Source organism: Marinobacter antarcticus, assembly GCF_011049865.1.
Lineage (GTDB): Bacteria > Pseudomonadota > Gammaproteobacteria > Pseudomonadales > Oleiphilaceae > Marinobacter > Marinobacter antarcticus_A.
Genome location: NZ_DRGY01000106.1, coordinates 15970 through 31940 on the forward strand (window position 1 = coordinate 15970; position 15971 = coordinate 31940).

Consider the following 15971-nt stretch of genomic DNA (forward strand, 5'->3'; position numbering starts at 1 on the left):
CTTTCATTTTAGATTACGCTGAAGGAATCAGGCCCGCCAAACTGTGAAAATGACGACAGAAGCCCGTGCCTTCAGAGTATACCTGTGTTGTGCACTATCAATGATTTTATCGCGTCGCCAAATCCTCAAGAAACGCCTGAATTCGCTCGGCGTTGGTGCCAACGTCGCTCTTCCCTACTCTCGACGCGGAACGCATGTCTACCTGCACACCGTTTGGCGTTTCGGCCAGGCGGATGGCCACATCGTCTTTGAATCCGAACCAGAGAGTGGTTGCCGTTGCTTCAATAACGTTGTTGGTGGTGCCCGCAAGCTCCCAGCCCCGCGCCTTAATAACCGCTTTAACAGCCTCCCTGGCTTGGGTCATCGACATGTCTAGCACAACGGGCTTGAGTTGCGGGTACGCGGCCTTTTGCTGTCGCGCGGTATCTGCGCCCGGGTAGTCCACCTCGTTAGGGGCTTCTTTTCGGGCAGCCGCGAGCGCTGTGAAAGCGGGTGGGTTATTCATGTCGGTTGTGATGTCGTGAATGGGCGGCACCGTGTTGGCCCGTTGTTTCAGTTGCATGGGTACCGCAATCATCGCCACCACCGCCAGGCTTATCAGGGCTCCCACAAGTGCCGGGCGCCACCGGCGCAGTACGCCGCCAATAATCAGTGTTATAAGCCCCAACACGGCTGCACCAACTGCCATCTGGGCACCCTGTCGCAGCCACGTAAACGAGGTGCCCAGCTCGATCCACTCGGCTTTGTACGCTGGCCCCGCAGCGGCCATCAGCACCCCGGACACAATCAGTAAGATGACACCAAGCCAGGCGGTAATCAGCGGCCATTTGCCACCTCGGCGCGGCGTGTTTATTTTTGAGCGCATACGGATTCCTTTCGTTTGTCAGGCCTTACAACCTTGGCGATCAATCGTGGCATAAAAAGTTCCATAAACTCTTCAAGGGTACGAGTGCAAAGGTACGAGGCACCAGCTTAGCCCGATCACTCTGTGTTTGGTATGCTGTTAATACGCTGCGCGCTATGCGATATATTAAGCGTGTCACAGGAGAAACGTTATGGCTGGTGGATGGGCCCGAGATGGGGCTGTGCAAGATCAGATCGACGCGAGTGTGGAAGATGCCGTAGCTCAGGCCCGTAGCCGGTTGGGCAAGGGCGAAAGTGTGGAATTCTGCGAAGAGTGCGACCGCCCTATTCCAGAGGCACGCCGTAAAGCCATTCCCGGCGTTCGCCTGTGTGTCAGTTGCCAGACGAAACTGGAAAAGCAGGAAACCGCTGGGGGCGGCATGAACCGCCGGGGTAGTAAGGACAGCCAACTAAGATAGTTCGTTATGACAGCCAGCTACGATAGCCAGCTTAGTTAATAAGGGAGCCAGCATGAGTATTGAAAACGAACTGCGTTCAACCATTCAGAAACTTGTTCAGCCAGGCCGGGGCATTCTTGCGGCAGACGAAAGCAACCCCACCATCGCGAAACGCTTCAACGCCGTTGGTGTGGAATCCACGGAAGACAAACGCCGGGAATACCGCAGCCTGATCTTTTCAACGCCCGGGCTTGGGGACTTCGTCAGTGGTGTGATTCTTTTCGAAGAAACCCTTGGCCAGAACAGCCTCGATAACGGGCCAATGGCAAAACTGCTGGAAAGCCAGGGCATTGTTCCGGGCATTAAGGTCGATAAGGGTAAAAAACCCCTGATAAACGCCCCGGGAGACGAAATAACCTATGGCCTGGACGGCCTGGACGATCGACTAAAAACCTACAAAACCCAGGGCGCCCGTTTTGCCAAGTGGCGCTCTGTGTATAACATCTCCGACGCGCTGCCTTCACGCGCCGCAATAGAAGCGAACGCTGAGGTGCTGGCAAGATACGCGGCTCTATGTCAGGCCATAGGCATTGTGCCCATTGTCGAGCCTGAGGTGCTGATGGATGGCGATCACACCATTGAACGGTCGGCACACGTAAACGAGGCGGTGATTACGGAAGTTTTCAACGCTCTTGGCCGTCACCGCGTGCATCTGGAAACCATGATTCTGAAACCCAGCATGGTCACCCCCGGAAGCGGCTGTGCCAAGGCCTCTGCAGACGAAGTGGCCGAAGCCACGCTGCGGGTGTTACGCAGGGTTGTTCCGGCGGCCGTTCCGGGCATCAATTTCCTGTCGGGCGGACAAACACCCGAAGAAGCCACCCTCAATCTGAACGCGATGAACAGCCGGGGCCCTCAACCCTGGAGCCTGAGTTTTTCTTATGGGCGCGCCCTTCAGGAGCCGGCCCAAAAAGCCTGGGCAGGCAAACTGGACAACGGAAACGCTGTCCAGAACGCCATGTTAAAAAGAGCCAGGCTCAACGGCGCAGCCTGCTCCGGGGAATACAAAGCGGCTATGGAAGACTGATTTCCGTCGCTTTCAATCACTCTTAATCACTCTCAATCGCTGCCCGACACTCTCAGTCACAACCGGCGGTGCAGCCACCGTCGCCGTTGAAAGCGATGGTGCGCCCGCTCAAAGGAATGTGCACGGGGGCTTTTACCAAATCCTTAAACTGAGCGGTGCGTGTGCCCGGTTTCAGTTTGCCGCCAGACGTTGCCGGTTCATTGGCGTGTGACGCAATAACGCCTTTTGGATCGATCAGATCGTTGATCACGTAAGCCGCTTCCTTGGGCCCGGTGGTGTAGGTGTCACCAATATTCATCACCACCAGTTCAGCCTCGTAATGATCCTTCACGACCAGTTTTTGCTCGGCCGTAATGCCTGTATCTCCGGAAAGATAAACCACCAAACCATTGGTAAACGTCAGTACGTAACCCGTTGGCTGCCCAACATTCGCGCTGAGGCCCGCAGCCTTCAGATCGTCCGCCAGCGCGCCGGTCAGAAAAGACGGTGAAACGCCATTACTGTGATCCGCTTGCACTGTTGTAATGGCCACACCGCCGACAACCCGCTCGCCTCCGAAACGCACTAACAGAGAGTTGGCCGGATCGCCGCCGGCTGCTTCAAGTTTGGCCGCAAAAAAGGCTGGCATCTCGCTGCCGGTCACAATCTTTGCCTGCTTTTTCACTGCAACATCCACGGTGTTGGACTGCGGCAGAGTGATCACAGGAAATTCCGGCGCACCGCACGTACCCGCATTCGTTTCCTTGATACGGCGATCGCCCAAGTGATCTCCGTGCATGTGCGATACCAGCACCACATCAATATTGCCAAGCCGGGGATCGTCGGGGCCGGCGACGGTGCGGCCAGCATCGTAAAGTATGCGGATGCCATTGGGATCCTCAAACACCATGGCCCGGTCCAGAGCACAGAACTCGCCATCGTGACTTCCCAATGGCGTTATCTTTACATCACCCTCTGCGGCATTCGCACCAGACATCAGGCCCAGTGACAGGCATATCCCGCCAACGAGCCCTGCAACGGCTTTTGATTTCGATTGTTCAGACATAAGAGGTTCCTCCCTCATGGTGTTTGTGTTTCGAATCACCATTATTACGAACGCATGGCTGCTCCGTACCAGTGTAGTTCGCTATCAGGAGGGAAAAGACAGACACGCGAGCATCGGAGCCACCTCGCGAATTTTGCGGGCATCTGGCCAGATGGCCTCGGCCTCGGGAAACCCCTGCCGCAGAAAGTTCAGCCATTGTTTAATTCGACCGGTCACGTACTTGTCTTCCAGCCAGCCCTGAAGCACGCAGGCGTACTCTTTCACCAAAGCCACGGCTTCGGGCCAGGTCATATCCTCAACCTGCTCCCCGTGCTGGCTGGCTTTGATCTGCCGCGCCAGATCCGGGCGTGCGATCAACCCCCGGCCGATCATGACGTCCTCACAACCGGAAACCTCGCGGCAGCGCCAGTAATCCGCCACGGTCCAGATCTCGCCGTTGGCGATCACTTTGGCCTTCACCGACTCCCGCGCCCTGGCGATCTCCTCCCAGTACGCCGGCGGTTTGTACCCGTCCACCTTGCTGCGAGCGTGAATAACGATCTCCTGGGCCCCGGCCGCCTCCAATGCTTGAGCACAGGCAACACCCATAGAACGATCGTCGTAACCCAGGCGCATCTTCGCTGTTACCGGAATACGTGCAGGAACCGCTCGGCGCACGGCGGCGGTAATGTCGTGCATCAGCTCCGGCTCACGCATCAGCACACAGCCGCCCTTGTGCTTGTTCACTGTTTTGGCGGGGCAGCCAAAATTGATATCCACTTGCGTAGCGCCCAGCTCCACCGCTTTGCGCCCGTGCAAACCCATCTGTTCGGGGTCTGATCCGAGAAACTGAACGGCCACCGGCGTACCGACGTGCGTCAGGGAGTGATTGTGCAATTCAGGCGCGTACTTATAGAAAACACGAGGCGGCAACATGCCGTGGGTCACGCGAATGAACTCGGTTACGCACCGGTCAATACCACCGACTTTGGTCAGAGTTTCACGGATAGGTGCATCGACTAGCCCTTCCATCGGGGCAAGGATGATTCGCATTAAGGCTCCAGAAGCTGAAGGAAGAACATCAGTGTGTAACTGATCAAAAATCAGGCGGAGCGGATTGTAAGGAATTTGGCGGGAAGTTGGTAGCCGGACACCCGTTACAGGCGTGTCCGGCCGGTTGCCATCAACTTACTTCTGTACGTCGAAACGATCAGCGTTCATAACCTTGGCCCAGGCAGCAACGAAGTCCTTCACGAACTTCTCCTGGTTGTCGTCTTGCGCATACACTTCAGCGTATGCGCGCAGGATGGAGTTCGAGCCGAACACCAGATCCACACGGCTTGCCGTCCACTTCATCTGGTCGCTCTTGCGGTCGCGAATCTCATAGAGATTATTGCCGGCAGGCTTCCAGGTGTTGTTCATGTCGGTCAGGTTCACGAAAAAGTCATTCGTCAACTGGCCTTCACGATTAGTGAACATACCGTGTTTGCTGCCGCCATGATTGGTGCCGAGCATACGCATGCCACCCACCAGAACGGTCATCTCCGGGGCCGTCAAACCCATCAGTTGGGCTCGGTCGAGCAACAGTTCTTCCGGCTTGACCGCATAATCTTGCTTCAGCCAGTTACGGAAGGCATCTGCCAAGGGTTCCAGCGGCTCGAAAGATTCGGCGTCGGTCATCTCGTCGGTGGCTTCGCCACGGCCCTTGAGGAAGGGAACACGCACGTTGTAGCCCGCAGCTTTTGCAGCCTGCTCGATACCGACACTGCCCGCCAGCACAATCACGTCTGCCACGCTGGCGCCTGTGTCAGCGGAAATTTGCTCGTACACTCCGAGCACCTTGGCAAGACGTGCAGGCTCATTGCCTTCCCAGTCTTTCTGTGGCGCGAGACGAATGCGGGCACCGTTTGCACCGCCGCGCATGTCCGAGCCGCGGTAGGTCCGCGCGCTATCCCAGGCGGTACTCACCATCTCGCCAACGCTCAGCCCACTTTCAGTAATCTTTACCTTGACCACTTCTTCGCAGTAGTCGGTGTTGCCAACTGGAATCGGGTCTTGCCAAATCAGATCGCCGGCCGGTACTTCCGGACCAATGTAGCGAGCTTTCGGCCCCAGATCACGGTGGGTCAACTTGAACCAGCCACGAGCGAAGGCGTTCCTGAAGTATTCAGGATCGGCCATGAACTTCTCACAGATGGCCCGGTACTTTGGGTCCATCTTCATGGCCATATCGGCGTCGGTCATGATCGGGTTTCGGCGAATGGAGGGATCGCTGGCATCAACGGGCTTAACCTCTTCCTCCATATTAATGGGTTCCCACTGCCAGGCACCGGCGGGGCTTTTCTTCAGCTCCCACTCATAGCCAAACAGCAGGTCGAAATAGCCCATGTCAAACTGGGTCGGGTGCGAGGTCCAGGCGCCTTCAATGCCCGAAGACACCGCGCTGCTGGCTTTACCATCTGAGTTGGGGTTGCTCCAACCCATGCCCTGGTCTTCCACGTCGGCCGCTTCAGGCACGGCGCCCAGAGCGTCAGCATCACCATTACCATGACACTTGCCAACTGTGTGTCCGCCAGCCGTCAGGGCTGCCGTTTCTTCATCGTCCATCGCCATGCGGGCAAAGGTCACTCGTATCTGCTCACCTGTTTTAAGCGGGTCCGGCTTACCGTTCACGCCTTCAGGGTTCACGTAGATCAAACCCATCTGAACAGCTGCCAGAGGGTTTTCCATGGTCTCAGGTTTATCGACGTCTTCGTAACGCTCGTCTGATGGCGCCAGCCACTCTTTCTCAGAACCCCAGTAGATGTCTTTCTCCGGGTGCCAGATGTCTTCACGGCCAAAGGAGAAACCATAGGAAGGCAAACCCATGGATTCATAGGCGACGGTACCGGCCAGTATAATCAGGTCAGCCCAGCTGATCTTGTTGCCATACTTTTTCTTGATCGGCCACAGCAAACGGCGGGCTTTATCGACGCTGACGTTGTCCGGCCAGGAACTGATCGGTGCAAACCGCTGATTGCCAGTGCCACCGCCGCCACGGCCATCGGCTAGTCGGTAGGTGCCCGCTGAGTGCCACGCCATGCGGATCATCAAACCGCCATAGTGACCCCAGTCTGCAGGCCACCAATCCTGGCTATCCGTCATCAAGGCGTGGAGATCTTTCTTGATAGCGCCAAAATCGAGGTTCTTGACTTCTTCGCGGTAATTGAAGTCGTCACCCAGCGGGTTGGTCTTGCGATCATGCTGATGCAGGATGTCGAGGTTCAGCCCTTCTGGCCACCAACTCATAACACTGCGATTTCCAGTAGAAGTAGCTCCGTGCATCACGGGGCATTTGCCGCCCGTATCATTGTTAGACATTGTATTCTCCTGTTTTTGCACCATTGCAAAAATTGACCTCTAAGAAATCAGGTTAGTTCCTCTATCCATACCAAAAACAATTAATTAAAAATAACGATGTGAGAGTTTTTGATTATCGGCGCCAAACAGGGTTAACGCGAGGATGGCTCAAAGCCTTTCGATGGAGGAGAACTTGCCGGAGGCATCAAACAGGATACGGAAACTGCCCCGCACACCGTTCTGGAGATAAAACCTGGAGAGAATACGGGCCGGGAAGCGGACGGAGCGCCCGTCCCGGGCCGTGGTATTAACATCGGTCGCAACGCCCTGATAAAGCTTTATCCACTCTTCAGGGCTGATGCTGATGTCCACAAAAATCTCTTGCATGGGCTTAGTTAGCCAGTTCCAGCAACAGACGGTTCAGGCGGGTTACGTAAGCACCCGGGTCTTTCAACTGCTCGCCGCTGGCCAGTGTAGCCTGGTCCAGAAGTACGGCAGAGAGCTCACCGAAGCGCTCATCGCCCTTTTCGCTTTCAAGGCGCTGAACCAGCGGGTGGTCCACGTTAATTTCAAAGATCGGTTTGCTGTCCGGAACCTTCTGGCCCGCCGCTTCCATGATCTTCTTCATCTGGGCACCCATATCAAAGTCGCCGGTTACCAGGCACGCTGGCGAATCGGTCAGACGATTGGTTACCCGCACTTCCTGGACCCGGTCTGTGAGGGCCGTTTTGATGCGCTCAAGCAGATCTTTGTGTTCTTCCGCGGCTTCTTCTTTGTGTTTCTTGTCTTCTTCGGTTTCCACTTCACCAAGATCAAGATCGCCACGGGCAACGTCTTGGAACGACTTGCCGCTGTACTCGTTCAGGTAACCCATCATCCACTCGTCAATGCGATCGGAGAAGATCAATACTTCGATGCCTTTCTTGCGGAAGACTTCCAGGTGCGGGCTGCTCTTGGCGGCCATGAAGTTATCGGCGGTGATGTAGTAGATCTTGCTCTGACCTTCTTTCATCCGCTCGATGTACTGATCCAGCGATACGTTTTGAGTACTCTCGCCTGTGTGGGTGGTCGCAAAGCGCAGCAGGCCGGCGATTTTCTCACGATTGCTGAAATCTTCCGCCGGGCCTTCTTTGAGAACGGTGCCGAACTCGCCCCAGAATTTCTGGTACTCGCCGTCATCTTTCTTGGCCAGCTTCGACAGCATATCCAGCGTGCGTTTGGTGAGCGCGGTGCGGATACTCTCCACGGTGGCGTCGTTCTGCAGGATCTCGCGGGAAATGTTTAGAGACAGATCGTTGGAGTCCACCACGCCTTTTGCAAAGCGCAGGTACAGCGGCAGGAACTGCTCTGCGTCGTCCATGATAAATACGCGCTGAACGTAAAGCTTCAGGCCACGGGGGGCATCACGGTTGTACATGTCGAAGGGTGCGCGAGCCGGAATGTACAGCAGGCTGGTGTAATCCAGTTTGCCTTCCACCTTGTTGTGGGACCAGATCAGCGGGTCTTCAAAATCGTGTGCAATGTGTTTGTAAAACTCTTTGTATTCCTCGTCTTTGATTTCTGTGCGGGGCAGAGTCCAGAGCGCGGTTGCGTCGTTAACGGTTTCGTCTTTGCTCTCTTTGGCTTCTTCGCCCTCTTCAGAGACCTCGGATTTCATGATCACCGGGAAGGAGATGTGGTCCGAGTACTTTTTCACCAGGTTGCGCAGGCGGGAGCCGTCGGCAAATTCGCTAGCGTCCTGCTTCAGGTGAATAACAATTTCGGTTCCGCGTTTCTCGCGGGCAACCTGCTCAATGGTAAATTCCCCGTCACCAGCCGATTGCCAATGCACGCCTTCTTCCAATGGCGCACCGGCGCGGCGGGTAAATACGTCAACTTTGTCAGCAACAATGAAGGCAGAGTAAAAGCCCACACCGAATTGGCCGATCAGTTTGCTGTCTTTTTTCTCGTCGCCGGAAAGTTGGCTCAGGAATTCTGCGGTGCCGGAACGGGCGATGGTACCGAGGTTCTGGATAACGTCATCACGGGTCATGCCGATGCCGTTGTCGGCCAGGGTGATGGTGTTGGCTTCTTTGTCGAAATCCAGGCGAATTTGCAGGTCGGGGTCGCTTTCGTAAAGGCCGTCGTCTTTCAGGGCCGCAAAGCGCAGTTTGTCTTCGGCATCGGAGGCGTTGGAGATCAACTCACGAAGGAAGATTTCTTTGTTTGAATACAGGGAATGGATCATCAGGTGAAGTAGTTGCTTTACTTCGGTCTGAAAGCCCAGCGTTTCTTTTTGCGTTTCAACCGTCATTTATTGTCTCTCCTGCTGCGAGTTTTGTGGGAGGACGCGGAAACAAGGGGTTTTCCAAAACACGCTGTTAATACGTCCGTGTACGCTCGGCTCCGCCATCCTTGGCTCCGCACGGTTTTGGGAAAACCCCTTGTTCCCGCATCGTCTAGCTTATAATTTCGTCTTGCAGCAAAAATGGGGGCATGCCGGGGCATTTCAAGTCCCGGCATGCGAACCGGATCAGTCTTCTAGCAGGAAATGCGCTCGCGCGGTGGAAATTGGTTTGGAGCGGGATTTTTGCCAGGCGGTGATCATGACGTTGGCGACGCGGTTTCCTTGGCGGGTGAGCTTGCACTCGGCGTAGGTTTCGCGGTCGAGGCCGGCCCGCAGGTAGTCCAGGGAAAAGTTGACGATGCGTGGCATGCGGACCGTTTCCTGGGCCAGCATCAGGTAAATTGCAGCGGAGAGTTCCATGAAACCACCGATGACGCCGCCGTGAATGGCGGGCAGCACGGGGTTGCCGAGGTTCTGGTCTTTTGCCGGCAGGCGGAAGATGAGGTCGTCGCCGAACTGGTCGCACTGCAGGCCAATAAAGGAGGCGTAAGGAATGCTGGTGATCAGCCGGGAGAAGTCGCCGGTTTGCCGGGTGTAATTCAGGATGTCCGGATCGGTCATATCGGGCCTCCGGTAATTTGCTCGCGGTAGGCTTTCGGCAGTGCTTCTGGGCCAATGCGCATGAAGGTGCCCACGCAGTTGGCCACAGTTTCGCCACCTTCCTGATAGGCCTCGCACTTTGTAAAAATGATGTTACGGGTCATTTTATAGATTTCTGCACGCGCATAAACGGGTTTATGGGGTTCCGCCGGGCGCATGTAATCAACCCGCAGGTCAAGCGTAGGGCACAGTTCGAATACGTCCAGCGCGCAGAGGAAAACAGAGCCGGAGGTGGTGTCCATCAGAGTAGTAATGGCGCCGCCGTGAATCACGCCTGTGTGGGGGTTGCCGATGATGCAGTCACTGTATGGCAGGCACAGGGTGAGGCTGTTTTCGGTGGTCTCGGTAACAGTCAGGCCAAGCTCTTTGGCCTGGTTGAGCGTTTCGATAAACCGGGTAACCCGGTCGGTTCGGATTTGATCGTTCATTCAGAACAATCCTGTGGTTCAGTGTGGGTTTTCGGCGATCGGTGTTTAAAGCCGACAGCAGCCATGCAATTATATGTATCAGGAATTCATTTACAGGAGTCGAGAGTGAACAACGCCATTTTGCAACGCTGTGCGCCCATTATGGCACTTATGCTGCTGTTTACCGGCTGCTCTGTAAACCCGGTTACCGGTGAAAATCAGTTTTCGCTGATCGGTGAGAGCCAGGAACTCGCCATGGGCGCTGAGCAATATACCCCCACCCAGCAAACGCAAGGCGGGCAGTTTTACCTTGACCCTGAGCTGACGCTGTACGTTCAGGAGGTGGGCAACAAGCTGGCGAAGGTGAGTGATCGCCCTGACCTGCCCTACGAGTTCGTAATACTGAACAGCAGCGTGCCCAACGCCTGGGCTTTACCGGGGGGCAAGATTGCCATCAACCGGGGGCTGTTAACCAAGCTTGACGATGAGGCTCAGCTTGCGTCTGTACTAGGCCACGAGATTGTGCACGCGGCCGCAAGCCACAGCGTTCAACGGATGCAGACGGGGATGTTGATCAGTGCTGGCGTGGCTGGCCTTGGCTTTGCGCTGTCTGATAATCAGTGGGCCGGTTTGGTTATGGGTGGCGCAGCCGTGGGAGCACAGCTTGCGTTGGCTCAATACGGCCAGGGTGATGAACTGGAATCAGACCATTACGGCATGCTTTATATGAAGAAGGCCGGTTACGATCCGCAGGCGGCTGTGGAGTTGCAGGAGATCTTTCTTGAGATGTCCAAAGGCCAACAATCAGGATTTGTGGATGGCCTCTTTGCCACCCACCCCCCCTCCGCCAAGCGGGTTCGTGAGAACAGCGAACTGGTCAGCAAGATCGGCGGCGGTGGTTATCGTGGTGCCGATGTTTACCGAAAGAAAACCGCCACGTTACGTAAATACGAACCCGCCTACGAGGCCCACGATGAGGCGATGAAGCTGGCTACAGATGGGGATATGACGGCCGCATTGCAAAAGATAAACAAGGCGATTGAGATATTGCCCCGCGAAGCCATGTTCTATTCCCTGCGTGGCCGTATTTATCAGGAGCAAAAGCAAGACAAAAAAGCAGCGGCGGATTTCGAAAAGGCGGTGTCGCTTTACCCCGAGATGTTTGTGTATCGCCTCAACAACGGCTTAACGGCGCTGAGGCTTAACAATCTGGACGAGGCAAGGGAAAACCTGACCCAGGCCAACCAGGTTGTGCCCACGTCAATTGCGTTCCTGCGCCTGGGAGACATAGCGGTTAAAAATAACAACCGAAAAGACGCCATTGCTTATTACAGCACAGCGGCAAAATCCAACGGCGAGGTGGCCGAAGAAGCACGCAGAAAACTGGCTGTGATCACCCAATAAACGTTGGACAGGGCGCATCTGAAAAGGCCGAAACCCTCTGGGTTTCGGCCTTTTTCTTTTCCAGACAAAGGCTTGTCATCAACCCATCATTTTGCTGCGATCGTGAGTATTGACTTTTAGAGCAATAACTCTAAAAATCAATTATCAAGAACCACAAACGGATGACGAACATGTTAGCGAAGCGTTTTCAGCCTATGGCCTCCCACGCTCGACGCCTGTATGTAGAGCTGATGTTTCAGGTTATGGGGCGGGCTCTTCAGGCAATCAGTGAAGTTGACAGCGAGGTGCAAAGAGAAGCGCGAACGCTGCCTCAAGGCTTCCTGTTTGAAATGATGGTGATGCCCAATGGCTCAAAACTGATTGTTGAGCACATCGGCGAAGGCCGTTTTCACTATCACGGCGGCTCCGCCCCTCGCCCTATGGACGTATCCATCAGATTCAAACACCTGGCCCACGCCTTTCTGGTGATGTCATTCCAGGAAAAAACCGCCGTCGCATTTGCCAATGATCGCATGCTGGTAGACGGCGATGTGAGCTACGCAATGCGCATGACCAGAGTGCTTAACCGACTTGAATCGTTCATTCTGCCCAGGATTATTGCCAGGCGTGCGGTGAAAGAGTATCCGGAAAATTTGCACCTGCCTGAAAAACTGATCAGCGCCGCACAAATTTACCTGAAGGTGGCCACCCATTTCGTCCAGACAGCGAGAGCCTGATGACCAAGACTTACTATGAGTTTTTCTGCCCGGTAAAAGTCATTGCCGGCAAAGCCGCTCTTGAGCACATTCCTTACGAGTTGAATGGACTGGCAGCCAAGCGCCCGATGATCATCACGGATAAGGGCGTTCGTGCCGCTGGACTTCTCGAGCCGGTGATTACCGCCTGCGAAGAGAGTGGCCTGGACATCATCAGCATTTACGACGATGTACCACCTGATTCATCAACCACGGTAGTTCGTGATATCGCGGCCATTTATCGCAAGGAAAAGTGCGACTCCATCATTGCGATAGGCGGTGGTTCAGCCATAGACACCGGCAAAGCCGTTAACATCCTGGTTTCGGAAGGCGGTACGGATATTGCCAAATACACGGGTGCCGGCGTGCTCAAGCATCCGCTTAAGCCGTTTTTTGTGGTGCCCACCACCGCCGGAACCGGTTCGGAAGTCACGTCCGTTGCCGTTATTACCGATGAAGCCAAAGGCGTAAAACTGCCCTTCAGTTCATCCTACCTGCTGCCAAACGCGGCCATTATTGACCCGCGCATGACGCTGACACTGCCGCCTCACATTACCGCCGCAACGGCGATGGACGCGATGACCCACGCCGTCGAATCGTTCACCTGCATGGCAAAAAATCCGCTGAGCGATGCCTACGCCACGGCGGCCATAAAGAAAGTCAGTCAATCGCTGTTGCACGTTATGGACAACCCGAAAGACAGCCACGGCAGGCTGGAACTGGCACAGGCTTCCACCATGGCGGGCATTGCATTTTCCAACTCCATGGTTGGCCTGGTGCATTCTCTCGGCCACGCAACCGGCGCTATCTGCCATCTGCCCCACGGTCTTTGCATGAGCTTGTATCTGCCCTATGTGCTTGAGTACAACCTTGAGACCATCCGCGAACCGTTGGGTGAGCTGTTGCTGTATCTGGAAGGGCCGGAAGTATACGCCGCCACGCCCGCCAGCCGCCGCGCGGAAGCCAGCATTTCAGCACTGCGGTCGCTGAGGGACGCGCTCTACAAGCGCTGTCAGCTACCCCGTACCCTGAAAGAAACGGGCAAGGTAACCGAAGATCAGTTGGACCCTATTGCAGAAATGGCGCTGGACGACGGTTCAATCATGTTCAACCCGAAAGAAGTCACGTTGACCGACGCCCGCGCCGTTCTGCAGCGCGCCTGGGCCTGAAACGCCGGGCTCACTGCTGCGGCTGTGACGGGCCTTCGGCATAGATGGCATCCGGTTTGACCGGGGTCGCCATGCGGGCCAGTTGACGTTTCACCTGCGCTTTGAAATCGTTCAGCTGATCTTTGGCTATGCGCGTTGAGGTAGGTATATCGGCTGTTAGCGGGTTAACAGGATTGCCTTTTGCGTGAAATTCGAAGTGAAGGTGGGGCCCGGTGGTACGACCCGTATTGCCGGACAGCGCAATTTTCTGACCGCGCTTGACCCGCTGGCCCCGCTTCACCAGCACCTTGCTCAGATGCAGATAGCGTGTTTCAAAGGAGCCACTGTGCTTGATGTCAACGTAGCGCCCGGCATAGGGGTGATTGCCCACCCGGGTTACGGTGCCATCACCGGTGCTCATGACAACCGTGCCCATCGGCGTGGCCAGGTCAACGCCGTTATGGGGCGACTTGCGACCGGTGATGGGGTGCAAGCGATTGCGGTCAAACGATGAGCTGACTCTGAAGTGTCGAGAAGTTGGCCAGCGCAGGAACGCCGGGGCAATGCTGTCACCGTTTTCGTCATAGTAACTGCCATCCTCAGCCAGAAAAGCCTGGTAGGTGGTGGCACCCCGGTGCAGGGCAACGGCGTCGACCTGGCTGTTTCCGGTGGGCATCTCACCGGTCATTTCGCGGCCAACGAGCACCGAAAAACGATCACCTGCCCGCAGGCTGCGACGAAAGTTGAGCCGGTTTTTAAGCAAATGGCTGATCTCCACCACCTGCCGTTTGCTGAGCCCCGCTTTGAGACCAGAGACGTAAAAACTCCCCTGTACTTCTCCGGGCACGAGCGTCGATACCCAGTGGGTGTCGGATTCTATGTCGTGGTGCACAAACGCACCGTCATCCAGGCGGTCGAAGGTGACCTGACGGGCCGGATCGATCTGCAATGCCAATTGCTGCAAGCGGTGCTCTTCGTCATAGCGGAACGTCAGTTGAGTGCCGGGATGGAGTGTTTCCAGCGACAAAAATTCAACATCGGCTTCCAGCAGGCGATACAGCAAGGTAGCGCTGATATCCCGATCCGAAAAAATCTGACTCAGCGTATCGCCATCTTTGATCTGGTAGTGTTCCAGCGGCGGCGGACCGGGCGGCTTTTGCGGCGTATTGACCACCACGGCCGGGGTTTCAGCGGCGACGGCGTCCGTTGGTTTCACTGCAACGGCAGTATCGGTGTCGGTGTCCTTGGCTGCATCAGCGGAAGGGCTTGCAGGAGATGACGGCCCGGGGGCCGGTTGTTCTGTCAGCGCGACCTGCATCGCACCGGAGCGACCAGACACGGCAATCACGATGGCAATAATGAGCAATACAGCAAACGCAAACAGCATCCTGCGAGGGGTTGTCAACTGATCTCGAAACGACATGGCAATAAAAATCCTCTACGACAATAGTATCTTTTCGATGGCAAATTAAAACGGACGGCAAGCCTGGGTGCCTCGGGTAGTCGTGAATATTACACCAGTGTGCACGCGGGTCCCACAGGTGGTGGTGAGATTTGGTGAACCGCTCCTCATTCAGCCCATCGTTGAAAAGGAAGCGTTATAGCCTTATCGTCTCACAAAGCCTTACCTACCAGCCGTTGAATTTGTGATGTAGTCGAGTAACATTTTGGTTGTTTCTGGCAGGGATTTAGCCGGGTCGGTTCTTTCATGGACAGCATTGCCCACAGCCTGCAGAGAGCCTACTCAATGAAGCAACAACGATATCTTCGGCTAGCAGCTTGGGCGCAGCGTTTTGCCTGCCTGCCCTTGCTCCTCGCGTTCTCCATGGTCTCAAGCGCTGAACCTGCAAGCGGCCAGAAGGTGTTCCGGTTCAACGTGTCCCCCAATGGCTATCCGCCTTACATGATCGTGGATCAGGAAGCACCAACCGGCATTATGTGGGACGTTGTTTCGCTGATTTCAGCCCGTATCGGGGTCCGGATTGTTCCCCAGCAAATTCCCCGCAAGCGCGTTGATCAAATGTTGCTTGATGGCTATATCGATGGCACCTCGCGGGCCCGAGAATGGGTTCAGGAACCTGACAAGTTTCTGTTCACAAACCCGGTGGTGGATATCCAGGAGGTGTTCTTCACGCCAAAACACGCCGGCAAAACGTACCATTCTCCTGAAGATCTTTTTTCGAAAACGCTCGTAACCCATCTAGGCTACATGTATCCGGAACTGCAGCCGTATTTTGAATCCGGCGACATCAAGCGCTTCGATGTTTCCCGGGACAGGGACATGTTCAATTTTGTACTTCATGGTGACCGTTTTGATGCTGCGGTCGTGGATTTACTTGTGGGCAGGTGGATACTGAAAAACGAAGGCTTGCAGGATCTGTTTACAGTGTCTTCCAACAACATCAGTTCTTACGGTTTTCGGGTGATGTTCCGCAAAGAGAACCGGTCGTTCGTGGATAAGTTCAACGCTGAACTTGAGCGTATTCGCAAGAATGGCGAACTGGAAGCCATTCTTGCGAATTACCGGTAAATCACTGTTTT

General features: G+C 55.4%; 15 protein-coding genes. 6 read left to right on the forward strand and 9 right to left on the reverse strand.

Annotated features, from left to right (window positions below; translation table 11 throughout):
- Nucleotides 1-106 precede the first annotated feature (106 nt).
- On the reverse strand, nt 107-865 hold the full coding sequence (locus ENI00_RS13385; RefSeq protein WP_304103296.1) for a DUF1499 domain-containing protein: 759 nt from the start codon (nt 863-865) through the stop codon (nt 107-109).
- Between the two features lie 190 nt (nt 866-1055).
- Between ENI00_RS13385 and ENI00_RS13390 the strand changes: the two genes are divergently transcribed.
- On the forward strand, nt 1056-1322 hold the full coding sequence (locus ENI00_RS13390) for a DksA/TraR family C4-type zinc finger protein (RefSeq protein WP_304103299.1): 267 nt from the start codon (nt 1056-1058) through the stop codon (nt 1320-1322).
- Nucleotides 1323-1374: 52 nt separating this feature from the next.
- Nucleotides 1375-2388, forward strand: a complete 1014-nt coding sequence (locus ENI00_RS13395; RefSeq protein WP_304103301.1) for a class I fructose-bisphosphate aldolase — start codon at nt 1375-1377, stop codon at nt 2386-2388.
- A 52-nt stretch (nt 2389-2440) separates the two neighbouring features.
- Here ENI00_RS13395 and ENI00_RS13400 read toward each other — a convergent pair whose 3' ends face one another.
- The 7 genes from ENI00_RS13400 to ENI00_RS13430 form a co-directional block, all read right to left on the reverse strand.
- Nucleotides 2441-3433 carry an MBL fold metallo-hydrolase gene (locus ENI00_RS13400; protein ID WP_304103304.1) on the reverse strand — a complete coding sequence of 331 codons (993 nt, stop codon included), beginning with the start codon at nt 3431-3433 and terminating at the stop codon, nt 2441-2443.
- 84 nt (nt 3434-3517) lie between these two features.
- Nucleotides 3518-4465, reverse strand: coding sequence for a tRNA dihydrouridine synthase (locus tag ENI00_RS13405; RefSeq protein WP_304103307.1), 948 nt, complete (start codon nt 4463-4465; stop codon nt 3518-3520).
- Nucleotides 4466-4600: 135 nt separating this feature from the next.
- Nucleotides 4601-6772: a catalase/peroxidase HPI gene (katG, locus tag ENI00_RS13410; protein WP_304103310.1), complete on the reverse strand. Its 2172-nt coding sequence runs from the start codon at nt 6770-6772 to the stop codon at nt 4601-4603.
- A gap of 147 nt (nt 6773-6919) precedes the next feature.
- The gene (locus ENI00_RS13415; RefSeq protein WP_304103313.1) at nt 6920-7138 is read right to left on the reverse strand and encodes a DUF2835 domain-containing protein; all 219 of its coding nucleotides are present in this window, start codon (nt 7136-7138) and stop codon (nt 6920-6922) included.
- A gap of 4 nt (nt 7139-7142) precedes the next feature.
- Entirely contained in the window at nt 7143-9044 is a 1902-nt protein-coding gene (htpG, locus tag ENI00_RS13420) for a molecular chaperone HtpG (protein WP_304103316.1), read from the reverse strand.
- Between the two features lie 219 nt (nt 9045-9263).
- On the reverse strand, nt 9264-9698 hold the full coding sequence (locus ENI00_RS13425) for a PaaI family thioesterase (RefSeq protein ID WP_304103319.1): 435 nt from the start codon (nt 9696-9698) through the stop codon (nt 9264-9266).
- A complete protein-coding gene (locus ENI00_RS13430; RefSeq protein ID WP_304103322.1) occupies nt 9695-10165 on the reverse strand; it encodes a PaaI family thioesterase in 471 nt (156 codons plus the stop codon). The genes ENI00_RS13425 and ENI00_RS13430 overlap by 4 nt, the downstream gene beginning before the upstream one ends.
- 141 nt (nt 10166-10306) lie before the next feature.
- On the opposite strand from ENI00_RS13430, the gene ENI00_RS13435 reads away from it, so the two are divergent.
- The 3 genes from ENI00_RS13435 to ENI00_RS13445 all read left to right on the forward strand — a co-directional run bounded on the left by ENI00_RS13435 (nt 10307) and on the right by ENI00_RS13445 (nt 13451).
- The gene (locus tag ENI00_RS13435) at nt 10307-11548 is read left to right on the forward strand and encodes a M48 family metalloprotease (RefSeq protein ID WP_304103401.1); all 1242 of its coding nucleotides are present in this window, start codon (nt 10307-10309) and stop codon (nt 11546-11548) included.
- A gap of 170 nt (nt 11549-11718) precedes the next feature.
- Nucleotides 11719-12264 (forward strand): hypothetical protein, encoded by a 546-nt coding sequence (locus ENI00_RS13440; protein ID WP_304103325.1) that lies wholly within the window; start codon nt 11719-11721, stop codon nt 12262-12264.
- Nucleotides 12264-13451, forward strand: a complete 1188-nt coding sequence (locus ENI00_RS13445) for an iron-containing alcohol dehydrogenase (RefSeq protein ID WP_304103328.1) — start codon at nt 12264-12266, stop codon at nt 13449-13451. Before ENI00_RS13440 ends, ENI00_RS13445 begins: the two co-directional genes overlap by 1 nt.
- 10 nt (nt 13452-13461) lie before the next feature.
- Here ENI00_RS13445 and ENI00_RS13450 read toward each other — a convergent pair whose 3' ends face one another.
- Nucleotides 13462-14853 carry a peptidoglycan DD-metalloendopeptidase family protein gene (locus ENI00_RS13450; RefSeq protein WP_304103332.1) on the reverse strand — a complete coding sequence of 464 codons (1392 nt, stop codon included), beginning with the start codon at nt 14851-14853 and terminating at the stop codon, nt 13462-13464.
- A gap of 285 nt (nt 14854-15138) precedes the next feature.
- Here ENI00_RS13450 and ENI00_RS13455 point away from each other — a divergent pair, with 285 nt between their 5' ends.
- Nucleotides 15139-15960 carry a substrate-binding periplasmic protein gene (locus ENI00_RS13455; RefSeq protein ID WP_304103336.1) on the forward strand — a complete coding sequence of 274 codons (822 nt, stop codon included), beginning with the start codon at nt 15139-15141 and terminating at the stop codon, nt 15958-15960.
- Nucleotides 15961-15971: the final 11 nt, after the last annotated feature.

Excerpts from the sequence above, each read along its gene's own strand:
- ENI00_RS13385 (WP_304103296.1), bottom strand. The coding sequence starts at position 865 with ATGCGCTCAAAAATAAACACGCCGCGCCGAGGTGGCAAATGGCCGCTG.
- ENI00_RS13390 (WP_304103299.1), top strand. The coding sequence starts at position 1,056 with ATGGCTGGTGGATGGGCCCGAGATGGGGCTGTGCAAGATCAGATCGAC.
- ENI00_RS13395 (WP_304103301.1), top strand. The coding sequence starts at position 1,375 with ATGAGTATTGAAAACGAACTGCGTTCAACCATTCAGAAACTTGTTCAG.
- ENI00_RS13400 (WP_304103304.1), bottom strand. The coding sequence starts at position 3,433 with ATGTCTGAACAATCGAAATCAAAAGCCGTTGCAGGGCTCGTTGGCGGG.
- ENI00_RS13405 (WP_304103307.1), bottom strand. The coding sequence starts at position 4,465 with ATGCGAATCATCCTTGCCCCGATGGAAGGGCTAGTCGATGCACCTATC.
- katG (WP_304103310.1), bottom strand. The coding sequence starts at position 6,772 with ATGTCTAACAATGATACGGGCGGCAAATGCCCCGTGATGCACGGAGCT.
- ENI00_RS13415 (WP_304103313.1), bottom strand. The coding sequence starts at position 7,138 with ATGCAAGAGATTTTTGTGGACATCAGCATCAGCCCTGAAGAGTGGATA.
- htpG (WP_304103316.1), bottom strand. The coding sequence starts at position 9,044 with ATGACGGTTGAAACGCAAAAAGAAACGCTGGGCTTTCAGACCGAAGTA.
- ENI00_RS13425 (WP_304103319.1), bottom strand. The coding sequence starts at position 9,698 with ATGACCGATCCGGACATCCTGAATTACACCCGGCAAACCGGCGACTTC.
- ENI00_RS13430 (WP_304103322.1), bottom strand. The coding sequence starts at position 10,165 with ATGAACGATCAAATCCGAACCGACCGGGTTACCCGGTTTATCGAAACG.
- ENI00_RS13435 (WP_304103401.1), top strand. The coding sequence starts at position 10,307 with ATGGCACTTATGCTGCTGTTTACCGGCTGCTCTGTAAACCCGGTTACC.
- ENI00_RS13440 (WP_304103325.1), top strand. The coding sequence starts at position 11,719 with ATGTTAGCGAAGCGTTTTCAGCCTATGGCCTCCCACGCTCGACGCCTG.
- ENI00_RS13445 (WP_304103328.1), top strand. The coding sequence starts at position 12,264 with ATGACCAAGACTTACTATGAGTTTTTCTGCCCGGTAAAAGTCATTGCC.
- ENI00_RS13450 (WP_304103332.1), bottom strand. The coding sequence starts at position 14,853 with ATGTCGTTTCGAGATCAGTTGACAACCCCTCGCAGGATGCTGTTTGCG.
- ENI00_RS13455 (WP_304103336.1), top strand. The coding sequence starts at position 15,139 with ATGGACAGCATTGCCCACAGCCTGCAGAGAGCCTACTCAATGAAGCAA.